The 20105-nt window shown below is 57.6% G+C and carries 24 protein-coding genes; 6 read left to right on the top strand and 18 right to left on the bottom strand.

Annotated features, from left to right (window positions below):
* The first annotated feature begins 189 nt into the window (after positions 1 to 189).
* On the top strand, positions 190 to 384 hold the full coding sequence (locus AC09SL_RS03080; protein WP_025214500.1) for a DUF7740 domain-containing protein: 195 nt from the start codon (positions 190 to 192) through the stop codon (positions 382 to 384).
* 134 nt (positions 385 to 518) lie between these two features.
* On the opposite strand, the gene AC09SL_RS03085 is transcribed toward AC09SL_RS03080, so the two are convergent.
* Together AC09SL_RS03085 and AC09SL_RS03090 are read right to left on the bottom strand one after the other, a co-directional pair.
* Positions 519 to 1481 carry an ArdC family protein gene (locus AC09SL_RS03085; protein WP_058545071.1) on the bottom strand — a complete coding sequence of 321 codons (963 nt, stop codon included), beginning with the start codon at positions 1479 to 1481 and terminating at the stop codon, positions 519 to 521.
* A 113-nt stretch (positions 1482 to 1594) separates the two neighbouring features.
* Positions 1595 to 1924, bottom strand: coding sequence for a hypothetical protein (locus AC09SL_RS03090; RefSeq protein WP_058545072.1), 330 nt, complete (start codon positions 1922 to 1924; stop codon positions 1595 to 1597).
* Between the two features lie 446 nt (positions 1925 to 2370).
* Between AC09SL_RS03090 and AC09SL_RS03095 the strand changes: the two genes are divergently transcribed.
* Entirely contained in the window at positions 2371 to 2736 is a 366-nt protein-coding gene (locus AC09SL_RS03095; protein ID WP_081264381.1) for a DUF3742 family protein, read from the top strand.
* A 9-nt stretch (positions 2737 to 2745) separates the two neighbouring features.
* On the opposite strand, the gene AC09SL_RS03100 is transcribed toward AC09SL_RS03095, so the two are convergent.
* The 5 genes from AC09SL_RS03100 to AC09SL_RS03120 form a co-directional block, all read right to left on the bottom strand.
* Complete coding sequence (locus tag AC09SL_RS03100; protein ID WP_058545073.1) at positions 2746 to 4302, bottom strand: conjugal transfer protein TraG N-terminal domain-containing protein; 1557 nt, start codon at positions 4300 to 4302, stop codon at positions 2746 to 2748.
* A gap of 11 nt (positions 4303 to 4313) precedes the next feature.
* Positions 4314 to 4622 carry a hypothetical protein gene (locus AC09SL_RS03105; RefSeq protein ID WP_058545074.1) on the bottom strand — a complete coding sequence of 103 codons (309 nt, stop codon included), beginning with the start codon at positions 4620 to 4622 and terminating at the stop codon, positions 4314 to 4316.
* 3 nt (positions 4623 to 4625) lie between these two features.
* Positions 4626 to 6008 (bottom strand): integrating conjugative element protein, encoded by a 1383-nt coding sequence (locus AC09SL_RS03110; RefSeq protein WP_058545075.1) that lies wholly within the window; start codon positions 6006 to 6008, stop codon positions 4626 to 4628.
* The gene (locus AC09SL_RS03115) at positions 6005 to 6961 is read right to left on the bottom strand and encodes a TIGR03756 family integrating conjugative element protein (protein WP_058545076.1); all 957 of its coding nucleotides are present in this window, start codon (positions 6959 to 6961) and stop codon (positions 6005 to 6007) included. The genes AC09SL_RS03110 and AC09SL_RS03115 overlap by 4 nt, the downstream gene beginning before the upstream one ends.
* A 115-nt stretch (positions 6962 to 7076) precedes the next feature.
* Entirely contained in the window at positions 7077 to 7331 is a 255-nt protein-coding gene (locus AC09SL_RS03120; RefSeq protein ID WP_005787013.1) for a helix-turn-helix domain-containing protein, read from the bottom strand.
* Positions 7332 to 7489: 158 nt separating this feature from the next.
* Here AC09SL_RS03120 and AC09SL_RS03125 point away from each other — a divergent pair, with 158 nt between their 5' ends.
* The 3 genes from AC09SL_RS03125 (at position 7490) to AC09SL_RS03135 (ending at position 8924) form a co-directional block, all read left to right on the top strand.
* Complete coding sequence (locus AC09SL_RS03125; protein WP_081264382.1) at positions 7490 to 7747, top strand: LasR-specific antiactivator QslA; 258 nt, start codon at positions 7490 to 7492, stop codon at positions 7745 to 7747.
* A gap of 185 nt (positions 7748 to 7932) precedes the next feature.
* Positions 7933 to 8181, top strand: coding sequence for a hypothetical protein (locus AC09SL_RS03130; RefSeq protein WP_058545077.1), 249 nt, complete (start codon positions 7933 to 7935; stop codon positions 8179 to 8181).
* The gene (locus tag AC09SL_RS03135) at positions 8178 to 8924 is read left to right on the top strand and encodes an ATPase (RefSeq protein ID WP_025214491.1); all 747 of its coding nucleotides are present in this window, start codon (positions 8178 to 8180) and stop codon (positions 8922 to 8924) included. Before AC09SL_RS03130 ends, AC09SL_RS03135 begins: the two co-directional genes overlap by 4 nt.
* A gap of 24 nt (positions 8925 to 8948) precedes the next feature.
* Here AC09SL_RS03135 and AC09SL_RS03140 read toward each other — a convergent pair whose 3' ends face one another.
* Genes AC09SL_RS03140 through AC09SL_RS03180 form a run of 9 tightly spaced genes read right to left on the bottom strand, consistent with a single transcriptional unit; the run spans position 8949 to position 16407 of the window.
* Positions 8949 to 11696, bottom strand: a complete 2748-nt coding sequence (locus AC09SL_RS03140) for a conjugative transfer ATPase (RefSeq protein WP_058545078.1) — start codon at positions 11694 to 11696, stop codon at positions 8949 to 8951.
* Positions 11696 to 12112, bottom strand: coding sequence for a TIGR03751 family conjugal transfer lipoprotein (locus tag AC09SL_RS03145; RefSeq protein WP_058545079.1), 417 nt, complete (start codon positions 12110 to 12112; stop codon positions 11696 to 11698). Before AC09SL_RS03145 ends, AC09SL_RS03140 begins: the two co-directional genes overlap by 1 nt.
* The gene (locus AC09SL_RS03150; protein ID WP_058545080.1) at positions 12075 to 13592 is read right to left on the bottom strand and encodes a TIGR03752 family integrating conjugative element protein; all 1518 of its coding nucleotides are present in this window, start codon (positions 13590 to 13592) and stop codon (positions 12075 to 12077) included. The genes AC09SL_RS03145 and AC09SL_RS03150 overlap by 38 nt, the downstream gene beginning before the upstream one ends.
* A complete protein-coding gene (locus AC09SL_RS03155; RefSeq protein WP_058545081.1) occupies positions 13582 to 14394 on the bottom strand; it encodes a TIGR03749 family integrating conjugative element protein in 813 nt (270 codons plus the stop codon). The genes AC09SL_RS03150 and AC09SL_RS03155 overlap by 11 nt, the downstream gene beginning before the upstream one ends.
* Complete coding sequence (locus tag AC09SL_RS03160) at positions 14391 to 15032, bottom strand: PFL_4703 family integrating conjugative element protein (protein ID WP_058545082.1); 642 nt, start codon at positions 15030 to 15032, stop codon at positions 14391 to 14393. Before AC09SL_RS03160 ends, AC09SL_RS03155 begins: the two co-directional genes overlap by 4 nt.
* Positions 15029 to 15442: a TIGR03750 family conjugal transfer protein gene (locus tag AC09SL_RS03165; RefSeq protein WP_058545083.1), complete on the bottom strand. Its 414-nt coding sequence runs from the start codon at positions 15440 to 15442 to the stop codon at positions 15029 to 15031. The genes AC09SL_RS03160 and AC09SL_RS03165 overlap by 4 nt, the downstream gene beginning before the upstream one ends.
* Before the next feature lie 7 nt (positions 15443 to 15449).
* On the bottom strand, positions 15450 to 15821 hold the full coding sequence (locus tag AC09SL_RS03170) for a TIGR03745 family integrating conjugative element membrane protein (RefSeq protein ID WP_046062015.1): 372 nt from the start codon (positions 15819 to 15821) through the stop codon (positions 15450 to 15452).
* A 17-nt stretch (positions 15822 to 15838) separates the two neighbouring features.
* Positions 15839 to 16078 carry a TIGR03758 family integrating conjugative element protein gene (locus tag AC09SL_RS03175; RefSeq protein ID WP_058545084.1) on the bottom strand — a complete coding sequence of 80 codons (240 nt, stop codon included), beginning with the start codon at positions 16076 to 16078 and terminating at the stop codon, positions 15839 to 15841.
* A complete protein-coding gene (locus AC09SL_RS03180; RefSeq protein WP_058545223.1) occupies positions 16075 to 16407 on the bottom strand; it encodes an integrative conjugative element protein, RAQPRD family in 333 nt (110 codons plus the stop codon). The genes AC09SL_RS03175 and AC09SL_RS03180 overlap by 4 nt, the downstream gene beginning before the upstream one ends.
* Before the next feature lie 304 nt (positions 16408 to 16711).
* On the opposite strand from AC09SL_RS03180, the gene AC09SL_RS03185 reads away from it, so the two are divergent.
* A complete protein-coding gene (locus AC09SL_RS03185; protein ID WP_058545085.1) occupies positions 16712 to 17083 on the top strand; it encodes a histone-like nucleoid-structuring protein, MvaT/MvaU family in 372 nt (123 codons plus the stop codon).
* A gap of 94 nt (positions 17084 to 17177) precedes the next feature.
* Here AC09SL_RS03185 and AC09SL_RS03190 read toward each other — a convergent pair whose 3' ends face one another.
* Positions 17178 to 17909 (bottom strand): TIGR03747 family integrating conjugative element membrane protein, encoded by a 732-nt coding sequence (locus tag AC09SL_RS03190; protein ID WP_027912516.1) that lies wholly within the window; start codon positions 17907 to 17909, stop codon positions 17178 to 17180.
* A gap of 82 nt (positions 17910 to 17991) precedes the next feature.
* The gene (gene traD / locus AC09SL_RS03195) at positions 17992 to 20097 is read right to left on the bottom strand and encodes a type IV conjugative transfer system coupling protein TraD (RefSeq protein ID WP_058545086.1); all 2106 of its coding nucleotides are present in this window, start codon (positions 20095 to 20097) and stop codon (positions 17992 to 17994) included.
* Between the last annotated feature and the right edge of the window lie 8 nt (positions 20098 to 20105).

The raw sequence follows: 20105 nt of genomic DNA on the forward strand, positions 1-20105 counted from the left end.
CTTTTCGGATAGGGCTCTTACCCTTGATTTCCCATTCCCTTCCAACCCTTACTGGTCCTTTTGACGTGTTTCCCTTTGTGCGGCAATCGTAATATCGATTTGTCCTGGTGCCGTTTTGTTGGATGCGCGTGCTGGTACGAAAAAGGAAAGTGTCGGTACACTGCGGTGCGAATTTTATCGGGCCTTGCCATGAACCTCACTGACGCCACGCTCGTGCTGCTGCTCGCGGCACGTATCCATGGGACAGACGAAGCCGTCAGGGCCTCGGCGAAGAGCGTGGTTAAGAAGTTGCCGCGCAGCAAACGCGATCTGATCTACAAGGTGATCGACAGTCGGAGTCCGCTCGAGCTGGTGGATTACCTGGCTGAGAATCTGGATACGTAACGGTGTACTGCGGTTACGGGATTACCTCATGTTCTTTGCGTCAGAGCTCCGCAGTGTGGGGATTTTTCTGGGCATAGAAAAAAGGTCCAACTCGTGTTGGACCCTATGAAGCGTTTGCAGCGGTGAGGTGACGATCAAGCTCCATCTTTCATGCATCGCGAGTCATCCATTACCGTCTGCTTCCGTTGCTGCTCCAGGTTGAGCACATACTCCGAAGCGCATCGGGCCTGGCCACTGGCGCGGAAAATCGCGCGGTTGTCAGCCTTGAGCAGGCCGAGCCAGTAGTCGATATAGCCGTCGTGCCGAAGCTCTCCCCGTATACCGGCGTAGGCACATAAAAAAGCGGCCCCCATTTCGGCGATCAACTCTTCAAATGCATAGTCTGGCGAGCCAAATGGACACGGAGAGGTTACGCCTTCGCGCTGCAATCTAGAGTAGTGTCCGGTCCAGTGCGTCAGCTCGTGAAGCGCGGTGGCGTAGTATCCATCTTGATCGTGAAACTGCGCTTTTGTCGGCAGTTGGATGAGATCCCTGATCGGGTGGTAAAAGGCTTCGTCGGAAAATCGATGAATGATATTTGCGCCCGAACTTCGCAACAAACTTTCTGCAGCAGCGTTGGGGAAGAAGGGATCGCTCGGTTCCGTCTCGATTAAAGTTTCGTTGAGCGTTTCGAGCCTTTCCGTTTGCTCGATGTTGAACAGAAAATGTGTCCTGAGAATGCCGAAGTGAGCGACCTTGGGCTGACCGTTTTCATCCAGTACGGGTTGGCCTGATTCGGTCTGTTCCTCGCGTTCCATCGGTTTGTAGAGCACTGCCAGGGTGCTGTGCTCACCCTTACGGATGTGCCCGCCGGCTTCTTTGGCTTGGTTGAAAGTCAGCCAGCGATCTTGAGTGAACCCCTGCAATCTAGCCTCGGTCCAGAGCAGCGGTAAATTGATGCCCGAATAGGGACGCTGCGTGACGGCGTTAAGCGGGTAGGGTTGGTGTTGACGGACGTCGGCTGAGCCACTTGAGGACCAGGGTTTGATCCAAGGGGCTATGCCTTGGCCTAACGCGGTAACGATCTTATCTGTCACGTCTTGGTAGATATTACGCATGGCATTTTCCTCGAGAGAAAGCGGAGGAACGCCTTGCCCGTCGGGAAAGGGTTCCCCGGTGGGTGTTGGGTTGGATTGATGCAGGACTGCGCGCAGTCTGAGTGTGTATGCGTTTAGCGTTGATGTTCTTCTGCAAGCGCTATCAATAAGGCATCAGGCTGATCCGGTGCCTGAAGCAGGCTGAGGCTCAGTTGCAGCAACGGTTCATGACTCGTGTCACTCGCTGAGGCAATTTTGGTTACCTCGAACACCACGTAGGGTGCGTTTGGATCGGCCAGGTGAGCTTTTAAGGCTGCGCGTACCACGTTGCTCAGCCTATCAAGCTGCAGCTTTTCAGGATAATTTGAACCGTCGAGAAGTACTGCGCGTTGCCACGCGTCTGGAGTGAACACAACGGGCAAGCGCAGGCTATTCAGTGCTTCGGATGTGAGTGAGTCGGACATGGTGTGCCTCCGTTGAGAGCGCGAAGAAACCTGTCCCATGGGGAAGAGTTTCCCCGCGGTGGGTTGAAGAAAAACTAAAAATTTGGGATGAGCTGAGCCTTAAGGCGCTCGGGGAGCAGTAGGCGTTCATCATCGTAGAGACGGTGATCGTGCGAGCTACCGAACGCTAATCGCACTTGGGGGAACCATCACTGGAGTGACGTAGCCTCAAAGGCTCTGGCTACCTGGGAAGGTGCTGTCGATAACAGCGATCCGTATCCTCTATGTAGCTGGATGATTTGGATGGGTCAACGGCCTTAGAGACGCTGTTGTACGAGGTGCGTCTTCTGTCTTCCAGTGAAGAGTTTTCGACCGAATAAGCTGATAAACGGTTAAGCATGGGCGGTTTTCAGTAGTAGGCTGTAATCTAGATTTCCACAGGAATACGCTCAGAAGAGGGCGCAATCATGCCGGCTCAGCAGCCAGTTCAAATCTCCCGCGCACACCGCTGGGCATATGCATGCGGTATGTTCGCCAAACGTGGTTATCGCAGGTTGAAAGGGTTTGAGTCTCGTGTGGCCAAGCGTGCAGTGACGGCAGGTTTTCCTGTGGCTAATTTACTCGTTCGCGGGATCTTTCTGCTTGCCCAGGTGGCCCTGTTCGGTGCACTTCTTTTTGTTAGCTTTTGGTTGTTTCTGCTGGTGTGCACATTCGTCGCATTGGCAGCTATCCCAATTCAAGATTCAGACACTCCAGATATTGATGATCTCGATGATCCAATTCACAGAGCGTCTTGGCCTGAGCGGTACGATAAATGGGGTTCACTGAAGTAACCTCCCTGGTTATTTTGAGCCCGATTTACCTGAAACCATTCTTGCTCCGCTCATCAACTGAGAGGTCCCGTTAGAACTCGCTGTCTGCGCAGCCTGGGTTCCCCGGCTGAGCATTCCTTCTACACCCGAACCTACGCTATACCCAGCCCAGCTCATTCCGGCTAGAAAGACCATCGGCAGTACGATGAACATCGCCCCCATCACATACTCAATCACTTGCGCCGTGACGGTTCCATCCATAAATCCGGATGTCGGCAGCGACAACAGCACCTGATTGGACGCCGACACTTGGTTGTACAAGGTATCGAGCATGCTGGAGTCGACCCAACGGGCCAACTCCCACCAGAAGGTCAGCATGTGCAGCGTGAACAGCGCGAACGTCACCGTCATGACGGTCTTTAGCTGGTAGGTACTGACCAGAAGGATCAGTGGCAGGCTGATGATGACGCCCATGATCAGGAAGGCCTGCACCATCGGCAGAGCGGCGCGTAGCGCGTTCATCGCTGGGAAATTGCTGAAGGAGCCGAGGGCGAGCCCAGTGTTGGTGGCCAGGTTATTGAGCCCCTGATTGATCGACCCACCGCGAGCACTGGAGCCATAGTCCTGGTACACCTGTCCGGGCGACATGGACATCGATTGTTGGCGTGGGCTGACCAGTTCGCGCAGTGTGGCATCCTCGATCTCGTTGCTTGAGCGACCAGTCAACCAGCCTTTCAGCTGAGTCAGCAGCGAAGGGTCAACTTGCTCGACCAATCGTGCTCGCAACCCGATACCGCTGTCACTCCACCATTGTTTGCAAGTGGGGTAGCCTGCGCCATTCTCCAACCGTGGCAAGGAAATATCGCGGGTTTCATCGTAGGGCCAACTGACTCGTGGTGTCCGTGAGCGATCGGTGTCGTAGTAGCCGGGAGTGTAGAGAAAATAGCGTGAGCCGATCCAGGACGCATCATGACTTTGTTCCTTGTCCAGCTGAGGACGGTTGGTGAACAGCCGAGATCGGGAATAGCCGTAGCAGTCGCGAGTGAAGTCGGCGACTTCCTGTAGCAGTACCTGGTTATCGATGCGAGAACTGTCGATCTCCATGCGCATCTGTCGGATGTCCGGTGCGCAGGGAATGGAGGCGGTGGCCGCTGCGGTCACTCCTTTACTCAAGGCGTGCACCAGAAACCACCAGATTGGCACATTGGCAGAGCGTTCGCCGATGGTGTTGAAAGTGGTACCCCAGGCAGTGTCTGCTGGCTTGGCCACGCTGACACCGCAGCGTTGGCTCGCTGCATCATCAAACGCCATTGAAGCGAGGTTTAGTGGAAAGACCGGCGCGCAGCCGAACAATACGACAATGTAGGCCAGCCAAAGCCGGTTCTCGATTCGAGGTACCGAGAGCAATCCTTTGTTGCCTTCATCCGCGCCTTGCTGACGGGCCGACAACCACTCTTGCAAGATGATCGCGCCGAAGGGCGCAGCGAATAGTCCAGTATCGGACATGACGTTCCAGATACCGTTGTTGATGATCCAGGCCAGCAAGGAGAGGTAAAACTCCAGGTAGCTGTTGGTGCTCATGAGCATTGGTAGTGACCTCACAACCGAGTGAGCTCGACGCAGGTAAAGAGCAAGAGCCCTAATGTCCCGGCGCGTTTCACCCGCAGTCGGTCCTGTGGTCGATGTCGGTAGCGCCTCAGCAGGTCCCACCAGAGTGCAAAGAGGACGCCGTAGAGCAGGACACGCCACCACCGCAGATAAGGCCGTATCGAATCCAAGGCTTGCTGCCAGACCCCGAAACTGCCCAGCGCAGTGCAGCCGATCCAGGCGATCAGTGCGGCGGTCAGAATCATCCCTGCGGCGATCCCTAGACTTGAAAGCAAAGTGAATAGCGGTGAGCGTCTCATGCCTTACCTACGCCTGGCGTCAGCGTCGTTGAGTCGGCCAGGTTCGGGGTCGCCTTGCTCGACGGTGCGTGACGCATCGGCACCTCCTGCATGCCGATCAAGCACGAGGCTGGCGGTATTGGTAGCCAACATTTGCCGTACCTGCAGCTCGGTCTGCAGCAGGCGTATTTCACGCTCCAGCGTGTTGATGTTTTTCGTCAAGGCCGTTTGGGCCGGCTCGGCAGAAGCGATGTTTGGTTCGTGGCTGCCCGCCAGCAGCGTGCGCAATAGCAGGAGCGCTTTGTCGAGCACGCTGGATAGGGCCGTCTCACTGGCCAGGCGCCGCGCCAGGAGTTCCTGATCAGGATCGTCGCGCAGGGCTTCGATCACACCACGGGTCACTGGCAGCATCGGGCTGGAGGCTTTGCTCAGATTGTCAGGGGTAGGCGGCAGAGAACCGGACAGCAATCCTTGCAAGGTCTTGAGGTGTTCACTGTAGGCCTCCTGGATCAGCGGCGTCAGTCCGCTGCCAGCGGTAGCCCGTAGAGTCTCGCAGGTGTCGCAGGTCGCGACTTCGCTCTCGCCCAACACTCGAACAGCCCATTCGGATTCCTCTTGGGGTGAGGTCCATGCCTGGCAAATAGCGCCGCCCAGGCAATCACTGCTACTGATCGAGGCGCTGTCATCCACCGACCGGTTATGCAGCAGGTTGTAGCCCGCCCGCACCACATCGGAGGTTGCCCGGATAGGTGTTTGTCCGCTACCTCCAGCCTTCTGCCCTCCGACCCAAGAGACCCCATTATTGCCGTTACGAGTCTCGGTGTTTTTCACTGCAGCCACCGCATCACCGCCGGTTTGTTCGAGATTGCGCTGCATCTCCTGGTTCTTGGCCAATGCGCCCCAGCCGGCTTGACCGACCTTGTCCGCCATCTTCTCGGCCATGGCCTGGCAGGTCAGCTTGGAGCGGTCGAAATCGATACGCCCTTGCAGCACCCCGTTACTCAACAACTCATAAAGCCCAGGGTTGGCGCGCTGGATGATCAGCGCAGGCAGCGACATCACCGCTTGGGTCGCGTTCTGCACAATGCTGCCCATGATCTGCTGGAATCCTTCGGTGGCGCCGTTCAACTGGTTTTGCAAGGTGTTAGTGAGGCTCATGTTTCCGCACATCATGTTCGCCTGCCAGGACCCGCCGACACCGAGTCCGTTGGGGCGATAGAGCGAGCTCGGCGAGCCCGCTGCCGAGCCGCCACCAATGGTGTACATCACCCGATCGTCGAGCACTTCACCTTGAGTCCCTAGGCGGTAATCGTCCTCGACTGCATGAGCATGAGTGGCCACTGCGAGCAGTCCACAGAGCAACAGACTCATCGCGTCGAACGAGGATCGTGTGAGAAGCAGGCTCATGAAGCACCGCCTTCGAAGTCGATGCTGAACAAAAAGGTCTGTCCTTCACGCTTGCAGCAGCTATAGGGACGCCACAGCGACCAGGCGTAGCCGCCATCCGCGCTCTGCACCGAATCGCTGGGGAAGATGGCACATGTGGGTTGAACCACGGGGGAGAGCAATTGCCATTTGTGGGTCGAAGCGTCGTTTTCAACGATTGGGCCAGGCGGCCAATAACCCTCGCGTGGTACGGGTGTGAGCGGGACATACACGTGCGGTTGCCAGTTGCGGGTAATGACATCACCCGCCCGCTGCGCCATCACCGCAGCGGCTTTGAAGTCGTCGGGTTGCACCAAAAAACCTTGCCGTGGATAGACGTTGCCCCACATGTTTCCCGCGAGCTGACGACCGATTTCACGGATTCCCGGCACGAGTGACTCGGGGTAGAGGCTTTCCGGGATGCCATGACGCCAGGCCAGTGAGTCCCAAGTGCTCAGGTAGTAGGGTATGAACGCCGTGGCACCGCTGGCGCAGGCGTAGCCGGATTGCGAGGCAAGTTGCGTGGCGGCCCAGCCACCTGGATGACCGATGGCATCAACGTTTTTGAAACGAGGCAGATTATCGCGCTGGGTGTTCGGCGTGATCAGGTTACCGCCTCCTTCCGCACCACTGATAGGAGAGGATAGGGTGGCCATCTCGGTCCAAGGATTGGCACCGGTGGTGGCATAGCTCGAGACCACCAGCTCAGGAATGAAGTGACGAATCTTGGTTGAGGTTTTAACCGTGCAGCCGAAGGGGGTACAGAGTAACCAGAAGCAGATGCCGACGACTTTGTACTCGAGGCAGTCTGGAAAAAGTACGGAGGCGGTAATGCTGCCGGTATCCAACGCTACGCTTGGCCCGGATGCCAGCAGAAAGCTCAGCACCAAAGGATGTAGCTTCTGGGGCGAAATGTGCGGGCAGGCAGCAAACATGATCCAGGCTCTGAGTGTATGGCCTGGACAGGTTCAATAATTGAGAGAGGGGTGTCAGTGAGAAAGCCGAACGCAGGATAGTCGGTTTACAGCGACCTTCTAGATCAGCAGATAGTCATTCAGCGTTCAGCGTACGAGCAAGCGCGTCAGACTCGATGAGCAACTGATCCGTTTTGATTTCGAAAATGTTGGCGAGTTTGCAGAGGACCAATAACGATGGGTTGCCTACCCCTCGTTCGATTTGACTCACGTAGGTACGATCCACCTCGGCCATGAGCGCCAATTGCTCCTGGGTAAGGTTCTTCACGCGTCGCATCGAGCGGATATTTTCCGCTAGTTGCAGACGGAGCTGTTCGTAGTCTTGAGTCATGCGCGCAAACTGCGCCTTGAGGGACTCTCAATCCACGGGATATAGTCTACATTGACTCTGATTCGGGCTTTTTTGATGCTTAAGCCGAGTGTCAATTTTGTTTCTATGCTGCTTAGAACAGACCGAGCATTAATAAATAATCGAAAGCTAAGGTGTCTATGGACGAAAATTACGTTTCAATTCCGGCGGCGGACGGCTGCTCGAGCCTTTTGACACCGTGGGGCAGCGAATTTGCGCCTATGATCGAACGTGGCGTGCAATGCGCCCTGGCCTGGCTTAATACACCCGGTGACGTACCGCTGTGGTGGGAACTGGCGCAGGCACGGAAGACTTGTCCGGCAGGAGATTCTCAGGATGCTTTCGAAGCAGGATTTTTATTGAGAATTCAGCAACGGCTTCAAAGCGTTTCACCGTAGCCGTGCGGCTCCAACCCTGACAATATGGCTTACACGGGAAAATTTACTGGAAGGTATGGTTCCAGGCTCCATTCCTCTAGAATGGAGATCTGACAGAAGTGGCGTTGGTCTGTGACAAACAGATTTACGTAGCTAGGATTCTGATAAGTGCAGATTCTGCACGCTCTGAGAACGTGGAGCGCGATATGAAAGCCGATCAAGTGTTGAGTGATGATCTGGTGAGCCGGCTGGAGGGTAAAATCCCAGCCATGGCTGAAGGTGCGATCAATACGGCCTATATCAACGCGCTGGCGGCCGGACGCAGCGTGATGGAAGTCATGGACGGCCAGCTCGTTGAGACGACTGCTGACGGTAAGCACAAGGTTATTCGAGTGGCCAAGCCCAAGCATAAAGTGACCTTGGGCGGGATTATCAAGGTGCACCGCTGCTCATGACCGTCCCTCGGCTGAGGGTGTTTGCCGGCCCTAATGGTTCCGGTAAAAGCACAATGAAAAGTGCCGTCCCTTCCCACCTGATCGGGATCTACATCAACCCGGATGAAATCGAAAAGGCGGCCAAAGAGGGCGGACGCCTGGAATTCAGCGATTTTCAACTGGAAGTCGAAGGCGACGAGGTTCTCGGCTTTATCAAGGCGCACCGACTGATTCGGTCGACCCAGCTCGTTGAAGAGGCATCCAATATAGACTTCAGCAATAACGGCCTGAATTTCCAGTCCGTCGCGATGAATTCCTATTTTGCTTCCGTGCTCTCTGATTTCATGCGGCACAAGCTCCTTGAAGCCCAGTTGTCTTTCACCTTCGAAACGGTGATGTCTAGCGAGGACAAAGTCGCTTTTATGCTTAAGGCAAAAGCGTCGGGATATCGAACCTACCTCTACTTTGTCGCCACTGAAGATCCTGACATCAATATCAACAGGGTCAAGAACCGTGTCGCGGCAGGTGGGCACCCAGTCCCCACGGAAAAAATTGTGCAGCGCTACGGTCGTTGCCTGAACCTATTGCCAGCAGCCATCGCAGCCTCGAACCGGGCTTATATCTTTGATAACTCCGGCGCTGATCTGGTGCTGCTCGCTGAAGTAACAGACGGGACTGACCTTGAATTCAGGGCTGATGAGATCCCTGACTGGTTCATGCAAGCCTACGTGGAGAAGGTGTTCAAGGATTTGCTGCCGGGTTGATCGAAACCTAGGATCAGCTCCGTTTCACTTAATTCCTCGCATCCTATCGATCCGTTCAGCTACCCGGTAAGCCGCCTCCAGTTCCGAGCAGCCGGTGCTCTGCATCAGTGTCCAGCGTTCGGCTTTTTCCTCGGGCTCCGTCATGGCCAGGGCGAGATAAAGACTGGGCGGCACGGCCCGAAACAGCGTTTCCAGCTTCTTCGACAACACCACTCCTTCGGTGTACTTACCCGGCTCCTTGCTGGCGGAGAGCAGCAAGGCTTTCTGTGCCGGCGTGAGTTTCTTGAACCGTGCGATTTCTTCGATTTCCGCGGGCGGCATGTTCAAGCAAATCCACCATTCGATCATGTTGAGCATGGTCTGCGCGGCGGTGGGGAAGTCGGCAAGGTTTTGCGTCGCCAGCCAGAACCACGCGCCGAGCTTGCGCCACATCTTCGTGCCCTTGACCACGAAGGGTGCCAGCAGCGGGTTCTTGGTGATGATATGGCCCTCGTCGGTGACCATGATGATCGGTCGGCCCAGGTACTGGTCTCGTTCGGCAAGGTTATTCACGGTGTTCATCAGGCTGATGTAGCTGATGGACATCTGTGCCTCGTAGCCTTCGCGAGCGTAGGTGGCCAGATCGACAATGGTCACATCGCTCTCGGGCCAAGGCGTGCCTTCACGATCGAACAGTTCACCCTCGAAACCCTGGCAAAACAGGTCCATGGACTCGCCCATTTCCTGGGCACGCTCGCGACGTTTCTCTGGCAAGTGCGGGTCGGCGGCGACGCGCAGCAACGCGTCGCGCACGTCGCGGGTCAGTACCTGGCGCTCCGCTGCGACACAGGTCTGTGCCGCATCGAGGATGCACTCGCGGATCAAGCTGCGATCGGCTCGACTCAGGCGCGCTTCTTCCTTGGCTTCGCCGCCGGTGATCATCAGGCGGGCGGTGATTTCCAGTTCGCCGAGAACATCACGCTGGTCTTCGCGACTGGTTACCACCTCATCGTCCCACTCATCGATCGATAGACTCGCCACCTGATCCGGCTGCTCGACCAGGCGCCAGGCATCGGCGAACGGGGCGAGGCTGACCGCGGTACCAGGTTTCAATTGGACCTTGTTGACCGACAGGCCTTGCGTTGCGAAGTAGTCGCCCTGTAAACCGAATGAGTTACCGGCCTCAACGATGAACAGGCGAGGGCGGTACACCGCCATGACCTGCATCAGCAGGGTGACCAGGGTGGCCGACTTACCGGCGCCGGTCGGACCGAACAGCAGCAGATGGCCGTTCATAGCCCGGTCTAGTCGAGACAACGGATCAAAGATCAACGGCGAGCCACCACGATTGAACAGAGTAATGCCCGGGTGGCCGGTGCCAGTGCTACGGCCCCACACCGGAACCAGGTTTGCCAGATGCTGGGCGAACATCAGGCGGGTGTACCAGTTGCGTGTGTCGCGGGCCGGGTTGTAAGCCATCGGCAGCCAACGCAGATAGCTATTGCAGGCGGCGACTTCATCGCCTTCGCGTACCGGTTGCAGCCCCGCTCCCAACAGCGCGTTGACCAGGCTGACCGAGCGTTGGTGCAATTGATGTTCATCGTGACCGCGTACGTAGAACGCCAGGGTGCCCCGGTACAGCTTGTGCTGGCGGCCGATGATCGCACGAGCCTCCTCGACATCTTGGCGGGTCTGGGTCGAGGCCAGGTTTTCACCGATGGCTTTGCGCGCCAGACGGTTCAACTGATCCTCGAGCACATCCTGCGGCTTCACCACCAGGGTCAGGCTCATCACCGTGCTTTCAGGTAACTGGTCGAACAGGGCATTGACTGCATCACCCTTACGGGTTTCTCCGGTGAGTTGACCAATCGACGGTGCGCGTCGCAGTTTGTCCACCACCATGACCCGATGGGGTTGTCCATCGAAGTACCAAAGTCCCTGTTGCACATCCGAACGCGGTTCGTTGAAAAACAGCCGCTCGGCGAAGTCGTGATCGAAGGGTAACTCCAGCGACTCGCCATCACTTGACTCCGGATAGGCCACGCATTGGTAGAAATCCTCGGGCGCTACATCCGTGAGCCTGGGCGCCGGATTGAACCAGGGCAACAACCAAGCATACAGACCGTGGCCATCGACTCGCGCCGATTGCACCCCGCATGCCTGCAACGAAGCCACGATACGTTCGCAAGCCTGTTGCAGGGATTGCACCGGGGTGAGTCCTGTTTCTTCAGCGTCAGACTCAAGCCAGCGATAGACCACCAAACGTACCCGACGGTTATTGCCACGCCAGGGCAGGCGCGTCACCACCTGATCCTCAAACAGACCACCGGGTTTGGCGATGGCCTTCAGATGACGGCGGCTGAGCTCCAAATACGCCTCGGTGAAGACCGTGCCTCGCGCGCTGTCTTGAATATAATCGGTGAGCCGCGTCAGGTAGGGGGTGAAGTCGTTATCGTCCTGGCAGAAAAACTGCGCCACCCACGGCGCTTGGTCCAGCTCGTCAAAGCTATCCTGCAGGGCATCCTCGAGGGCATCGCGAGCGGCCATCAACCAATCGGGTTCGCGCCCTTCGGTGCCGATGGGCAGCAACTCGAACACCGCGCCCACCGAGCAATTGTCATCGAGCAGAAAACACTGTTCGGCGTCGAGATATTCGACCCAAGGCAGATGATCGGTGAAGCTGGGGTTGTGCGCATACAGTGCCGCGTCATCGGCCAAGGTGGCGCGGGGGCGCAATGGGTGGCGCCAGGCTTTCCACGCAGAAGTGCGGTTGCCCGAATCGCCGGTACGCACTAAAAGTCTTCCTGACGTTCACCCGGCAATGCGTACTGCACGCGTTGGTAGAACGGAAATACGGTCGAGTAACCCGGGACCGGTGCCTGCTCGGTACCACTCAAATGCGGATACACGTACAGCACCAGATCGGGATTAGGCAAGCGAGGGAACAGGTTGCGGATCTCGTTCGCCGCTGTGCGCGTGTACGGCTCCTGGAGAGCAACGGAGAAATCTGCCTGGGTCAGCGGGCGGCGTAACTGCTGCCGAGCATCCAGCAGTTGCTGCTGAGTGCCTTGCGACCCGGCGCCGTTCCAGATGTCCAGCATGGTTTGCTCGCCATGGGGCAGAAGCGTGTCCTTGTCGGTGGAACACCCTGCCAGGCCCCAGCAGAACACGCTAATCCAGATTAGGTAGGGAGGCATGATCTTTTTCATGGCGAACACTCCGGCCCTTGGGCTCGTAGTCGATGGTGATCTCATGGTCGAGGTGCAGCGCGACTTGGGCGGCCGGTGGCACGTACACGGCAGCGAAGGTCTCGCCATAGAGTTTGTTGATCCACTCCCGGATGTCGCTGACCCCACCGCTGAGAATTGAATTCAGCGCGCTATTGCCACTGCTGCTAGTGACCCCGAGCGTACTGCCGCCCGAACTGATCACGCTGCTGTTGTTCTGCTCATCCCCAAGCAAGGCGGCGACACCGGCGCCGGCGGCAGTGATCAAGCTCTGGCTGCCGAGGTACTGTTGAGCGTTTGAGCGGCGCTCACCGGCAATGCAAGGAACGCCAAACGGATCGGACAGGTAACCGAGTCCGCCACGAATCTTGTCGGTGTTCGAGCTCTGGGCGGTGGAGGCGTTGCGGCTGGCTACCGCCTTCGGCTGAGGCACCGTGCGGATGGTGCCGTCGGTAAACACAAAGGTGATTGACTCGACCTGTCCGCGTACGCACGACAGGGTCCAGTCACCGGACGCCGTGCCGCTCATTACGGCACCCGCAACGTCCGGCAGATCGATGCCGTTGGCCGTCAGATTCTCGGGCCCAACCAGCACCTTGAAGGGGTAGGGATCATTCACGGTGCCGTCGACGGGGACTCGGCCGATCAGCGCGGTCATGGCGACCGAACCCATCAATGTTGCGTTTTCGGGGATGGTGTAGACCGGCTTCGCGCCTTCGGTACGATCAGCTGAGCGTGTCAGGTCACGTTCACCCTTGGTGACCTCGCGTAACTGCTTCTGGCTGCGGTCGATGGCATTGTCCTTCAAATCCTCCAGTGAGTTGAAGGCAGCAGGCAGACTCAGGGCGGACGCGGTTTTGGTTTTGTCCTGGGCATCGGTGGGCAGAGCATCCGAGGGCTCAATCCACTGCAGTACATCATTAGCAGAATGCTGCCTTTCGAACTGAGCACCGTCGCCCGGCTCAAGCCCCAATCCGATCGGCATTTCCTTGCCTTTGCCGGTCAGCCCCGACAGCTGTTCCTGCAATTGCGTCAGCAAACCACGGGCCTGGCGACTGTCTTGTTCCGCTTTGAGCCGGGCCTCGTTGGCTTGGCGACGGCCTTCGTCGACCTGCTGGGTCACGCTGCCAAGCGCCGTCTGGATACGCGAATCGACGCTGCTTTCCCGCTCGCGAAGGCGGTTGTTCTCCGCCTGCAGCGAATCGTTGTGTTTTTTCAGGCCGAGCATGTCGCTGCGCATGGCCTTCACCTGACCGACCAAGGTGGCAACCGTGTCGCGTGGGGTATCACCCGCAATACCGAGCGACTTGGCCTGCTCGGCGGATAATTGGAGGTTGTCCTGAGCCGTCGGACTTTCTGGCGAAGGCGTGGTACCACCCGCGACCCAAGATTTCAGGATGATGAACACCACGCCGAGCAGCACAGCCGGTACCAGCCATTTGAGCAAGGCGTTAGCTTTCATCGTCAGCACCTCGCGCGATGGGCGGAGGCAGCACGGCGCGTTCGAGGCCGGCACCGTGGGTGACAAGGTAGACAACCGTGGTGTCTTCAGGGCTGCCGATAGGCCCAAGGAAATCATGTTGGAAGGTCGCGGCGAACAACTTGGCCTGAAGCTGGCGCGGATCGAGTTGCACCTTCACTGAACCACGGTTGCGCAACTTCACCGCCGTCACCCAGTACTCCCCGAGTCGCCAGGCGGCGATGGGTGTGCCGGACACGTTTTCGGTCGGCAGCAGGTTTGGCAGTTCGGTGCGCAGCTTGAGCGGGACGCGGCGTACACCGGGCAGGGACTCCACGGTGCGCAACGGCGCGTACAGGCTCTGTGCGGCGTAGCGCGTCAACGCGACCGGGATCGGCGTGCGTTCTTGAACAGGGGCGGTGCTAGATTCAGCCTCGTTAGCTTGCCCCTGAGCATTCTTGAGAATACGCACGGGCTCCAACGGTTGATCGCCAGGTGTGGCCGCGATGTCCAGCAGGATGATCTCGCCCGTCGCGACTGATTGCAGTTGCAGTCGGGTCGGTGCAATGGCTTCCGACGCCCGCAGGTACAGCGTGCCACCGGCTGATTGCACGCGTAGCTTGCCCGTCAGGGTTGAGGGCACACCGACGCGAACAGCCTCATCGAAAAAGATCACCCGCTCCTGATTGATCACCAGTGGGACCGCGAGGGGGAGGCGTTCCCAGTGCATCAGTTCGACGGCCTGCGTTGCCGCTCCCCATAGCATCAGTGCGACGGTGAGTCCCAGTGTAGACATCCGCTTCATGGCTCACCTCCAGGCAGGGAGAGCTTTTGCGGAGTGCCCTGATAACAATCCAGTGCCAGCCCCCACTTATTGCGTTCGGGGTCCAGATCAAAACGCACCACACGCAATGGATAACGCACCACCACCCGTTTCACCGGTTCGGCGGCGTAATACTCATCGGCGTTGAGGTCGAGTTTGACCAGCCAGCTGTCGCGGTCGAGTTGCTTGACCCTGAGTTCCGGATCTTCGCTATAGCCTCGGCCCAAAATTTCGTAGACGCCACGCACCCGCTGGCGGAGTTCGCCGGCGGCCTTGCGGTATTCGTAGTCACCGTCGAGGAAGGTCTTGCAGGAGGGTGTCAGATAAGACTGCAAGCCATAGATGGCGCGGCGATAGTCTTTTTCGCCATCCGAGGGCCAGCGGTTGAGCTGACCAAAGATGTACAGAGCAAAGGCATATACATTCTCTGAAGGGATATCCCACCACTTGCGAGTGCTGCCCGAGCGCAGATCCGGGGGGACATGCACAGTCAGATCGGTCGGTGCCGAGCGCCAGCCGTACCAGAGCCCGGCACAGAGCAGGGCAAGGACCATTACCGCCAGACGTAGGCTGAAAATGTGGGCCTGTTGGGCATCGACCTTGTTTCGAAATCGGCTCATGACTGCCACCGAGACAGGGCATGGCGCAGTCGACGCGAACGGCGAACCGTCCAGGCGCCGGAGTGGAGAATCAGACTGCCGCGACCCACGCGCCAGTGGCTGGCGAGTATCCATTCGAGCTTGCGGTACAACCAGGTCTCAGGACGAGCCCGTTTGGCCCGGCGCAATAGCGTGCCACCGGCCAATAACACCACCGCCATGCCTCCAATCATGATGGTCGGTGCCACGGCAATGGAGGTGGTGGCAATCGCCAGAGGAACACCCAGCACCAGGCCGACGAGTGCGCCGGCACCGAGCGCCACCCACATCTCATCATTGGTTAAACCGCGCAACACGGCGGGATCACGATTGAGTCGCTCGGGCAGAAAGACCAAGGTGCCGTCGGCAAGGTGTTCGATAGTGTCGTTCATGTCGATCTCACAGAATCGCGGCTGCCTTGGTCAGGAACCAGATGATGATCACCACCAGCAGGGCGCCGATACCGACCACCGCACCTAAGTCTTTCCAGGTCTTGCGTTGGTTCTGCACGTCGGCATAGACGGTCAGGGAGTGCCAGGCCACGCCGAGAAACGCGAGCAGAGCGATCAGCAGACCAAGCAGGATGCCGCCGTCGTAGGCATAGTTTTTGATCGTCTCGATCAACCCGGATCCTTCCCCGCGCGAAGGCGCTTCCATGGTGGGGAGTTCGGCGAAAGCCAGGCTTGGACCGAGCACCAGCAGCAGTCCGATCAAGCGTTGGGTCGCACGATCACGCAGGTTGTTTTTCAGAGGGGCAAAGCACTTGAGCATGGCGGGGATCTCCTGGATTAGGACAGGGTGAAGAACATCAGAACGAGTAGGGCGAGCAAAACGCGGACGGTGCTACCGCCGAAGGCTCCGAAACGCACACTGCCAGCCGCCCAACCCCGGTAGGCCGTCCACATCACCCAGGCGCACCACAGCAAAGCCGGAACCAGAACCATGGACAGCCACAGCGTCGAACTGCTCTGCGGTGCGAAGCCCGCGGCGTTTTGGAATGCTGCGATCTGAGCGTCAGTCATGCTCATGGCGAGGGCTCCGCAATCGGAGTGTCGAGGCGGTAATCGCCGACCAGCTCATCGGGCTCGCGGGGCTGAGCACGGGACGGGGATAGGTAGTTCCGAACACCTTGGCGGATGCGCTGGATGTCTTGAATTAGGCGGGGATAGTCGAAGCGATAGCGATCGTCGGGTTCAGCCGTGCTGGCTACCTCAGCTCGCGTTGCAAGATGTTCGAGCGTGTCGAGTTGCCGCTGGATAAGGCTGAGTTGATCCTGCTCATGAGCCGAGTCGGCATAGCTACTGCCGTGAACGATAGCTAGCGAGAGTAGTAAGCAGCGAAAGATGGTAGTCGACATGATCCTGTCCCGCATGGAGCTGGGAGCAGAATCAAGTCAGGGGGCGAATTATTCAGCATTAAACGCGAGGTAGGATGTATCGCTTTTTTGGGGGGAGAACCGAATAGGTTTACACGCACATACATCGGCAATCGATTCGGCACAAAAGAAGGCTCAGACAGCTCTCAGTCCAAAAAAGATGTGTTTTTCATGAGGCAATGAGTGGGTCGGCTCATGCATAAGCAATATGGGTGACGAAGAGCGAATCATCGCTTAGCATTGGAATGTTCGTTTCTCATTACTCTCACCTGAAGGAAGTTTTCATATGTCTCGTTTGGCTGAATTTCGTAAGCTTGAGCAACAACTCGCCGAACAGCTCGCAGAGCTTGAGTCGATGAAAAGTGATTCCGGCTTGAAAAAAGAAATGGAGTTTGAGAGTAAATTGCGGGCATTGCTTGGCGAGTACGGCTTCAGCTTGAAGAACATCATTAGCATCCTGGACCCAGAGGCTGGCCGTCGTTCCTCGGCACCGATAGCAGCCCCTGTAAAGCCAGCTCGTAAAGCTCGCGATGTAAAAATTTACAAAAATCCGAACTCTGGTGAGCTGATCCAAACCAAGGGAGGTAACCATCGCCAGTTGAAAGGATGGAAAGTCGAGTTTGGCGCGGACGTCGTAGAGTCGTGGCGTACTCAGTAAGATTGGCTTGATCAGGGCTTTGCAAGGGCCCTTTTTTGCTACTGAGGATGCTGAATCCTCAGTGCGAATCTTGGTCCCACTTCTGCACCCATCCTCAGAGATACTTCTTAAATGTCGTTGCCGTGATTGCTACTGTAATGCCAAGCATTACGGCACAAGGCAAAAATACAACCATAGGATTGAGCGAAAAGGGCAGGGATAGGTAGATAATCCAGGGCACAAGCAATAGCGGTATCACTCCTCGTTTAGCGCGGTGATAGACGAAGCTACTCTCTCGTCCAGCACCAAATTTGCGCAGGTCGCGACGCATCAGGCCATCGATAAAACCGGTGAGAGAGGCCAGCAGAAACAAGGGTGTGGCCAGAACCAGAATGGTCAGGCGCACCACGAAGGTAAAGGTCACATACACCGCCGCCAGCACGAAATCTTCAATGCTCACGTATAGCTGGTTGATCCACCCCCAGAAGCTGTTACCCATGCTCGATACCCGCGCCTGCTGGGCAAAATCTGCAAAGCCAGTTTTGACCAGTAGCCACTGATTGATTAAATCCAGCCACTGGATAATCGTTGGCCCAGGCTGTTGGATGAGCAGTGAACATTTGAAGTGCTCGCTGAGCCAGCCTAACTCACTGTTTAGCATGGCCTGACTATGCCGCCAGCCCTGATCACCCCAGAACAGCAGCAAACCAGCGAACTCGATCAGGATCGAGAATAGCAAAGAGGCGATTAGCAAACCGATGACGCGCAATACCAGGCTGATCGTCGAGATGATCAGTCCGGTACGCTGGATCGGTTGTGGTGGCATGTTTTGGGCGGAAGTCGCCATCGTTCACTCCATTGCATACCGCCGAGTTAATGCCGTCATGGCGCTTTCCGGTGTGGTTGCTGAATTTGAACCTAAGTCAGGATTACCCCACCTGGTCTAAATCGAAGTCAATTGTTGGCGCACCACCGCTTGCGCTCCACCATTGCCCCGCCTGCTCGTTGTAAACCGCCCGCATCCGTTGAGTAAGCTCCTGCAGGTCCTTGGGCATTGCGTCGTCGTTGGAGGATTTTGGCAACGGCATGCGGACTTTCCAGAGCTGGCCACCGGCGTGGAAGGAGAACATTTGGCCCTTGGGCAAACTGACGATGTGAGCCGGTTCGATCAACGGCACGCTGGCGCTACTGACGCGGTCCTGCGAGGAGGACGTGAAGTCGGTATTGGCTTCTGGATCGGAGGTGTCGGTTGCACCCGATACCAGGGTTCTGGTTAGCACGTTGACCTTGGGCAACTGCTGGGTGAGCAGCTCCGCGGTGGCGGTTTCGCGTACGCGGAGCATCTGCAAGGTATTGAAGTTACCAATCACCTGGCCGGCTTTGGCGCGGTTACCAATGCGTGCTTCGATATCACTGAGGGTTTGGGTGTAGGCCGTCAGCTGGATGCCGGCGCCACCGCCTTTGTTGATTAGCGGAATGAACTCATCACCCATCAACTCGTTGAACTCATCGGCATGCAGGTTAATCGGGAGCTTGTCACTGCCGCTGCGTGATGCGGGCAGGCCGTGGTTAATGCCATGTTTGTAGATGTGGCCCGCAACCGAGACCAAGTCGGCGAACATGGAGTTGCCCACCGCGGCGGCCACCTCGGCGTCGGTCAGTGCATCCAGACCGACATAAACGATGCCGCGTTTTCGGATGATCTGCACCCAGTCGAAGATTGGCCGCGGATCATCTAAATCGGTGTAGTTGGGCGCCAGTAGTTGGGCGGTCTTGCCGGTGGTGAGTTTCTCCAACAGTGGCAGTAGCGAGGCAACGATTTTGTCGAAGTAAGTACGGTCATATCGTACCGCCGATCGCAATCCGTCCAGCACCGGATCAAATACCCGTTTTGCCGCCAGGTATTGCTCGATAGCCACTACCCGCTTTTCGCGTCCCACCATGTGTCGGGGGATGTTCTTCTCGGTGAGCTTGCCTTCAAGCTGGACAATCACTTCCCACGCCTTCGGGTCGGTCTTGGAGAAAAACTGCTGGGCGTATTCGATGAACAGTGCGTCGATGTTGACCACATGGCGTTGGATCTGCAGGTAGTCCGGACGTCGGCCCAGCTCGATCAGTGCCCGGGCAATGATGTTGACGAAGCGCCAGGCGAACTCACGGAACGCCGCAGAGTTCCCTTCACCGCTGAGTTGCCCAGCAATGCGCGACGCCACTTCTGAAATGCGCCCGAAACGTCCTACGGCGTTGTAACGCGCGGAGATCTCCGGCCAGCCCAGATGGAAAACATAAAACTCCTTTTCCCGACCGGCGCGTTTGGCTTCGACGTACATCCGTTTGAGCAGGTCGGCATCGCCCTTCGGATCGAAGACGATGACCACCTCATGTTCGATGCGGTGAATGTCCTGAGTGATGTACACCTCGGCGAGTCGCGTCTTGCCGACACGGGTCGTGCCCAGCACTAGGGTGTGTCCGACCCGTTCGCCCAGCGGCAGACTGACTTCCATTTCGTCGGGCTCGACTCCATGCAACAGCGAAGAGCCACCGACCGGGGGCAAAGGGCGCAACGGATTGAAGGCACTGTTCCAAGCCGTGACTTGGGCCAATGTCGAGAGCGGAAACGGTGCATGTTCCAGGCGTCGTTCGAGTTCACGGGCCAAGCGGTAGCGGGTCGGTTGATCGACATAGTGGGCGACCGCCGGATCCTGGGCCTCGACCAAGCGCTGGGTGTGCAGGCGGGTCCAGCGAAAGCCGCGCCCCATAAACAAACGCGTACGGCTGACCGGAATCTGCTTGCTGGTCAGTTCGTAGCGGGGCAGCCGGCGGATATTGCGCCGATAGCGCAGCACCTCCCAGGCTTGTCGCAGGCGGATAAGGCCGAACAGGGTATAGGCCAGCGCCGCAGCCAGGCCGATCTCGGGCGAGAGGGCCACAGCCCAGGGCGAGTACACGCACAACACCGCGGCCGCGATGCAAATTGCTACGGTGTACAGCTCCACTGCGGGCCGGAGCTTGGATTCCATCGCATGCTCGGCCATGACGTGGG

The sequence above is a fragment of the Pseudomonas sp. PF05 genome (genome assembly GCF_056521845.1).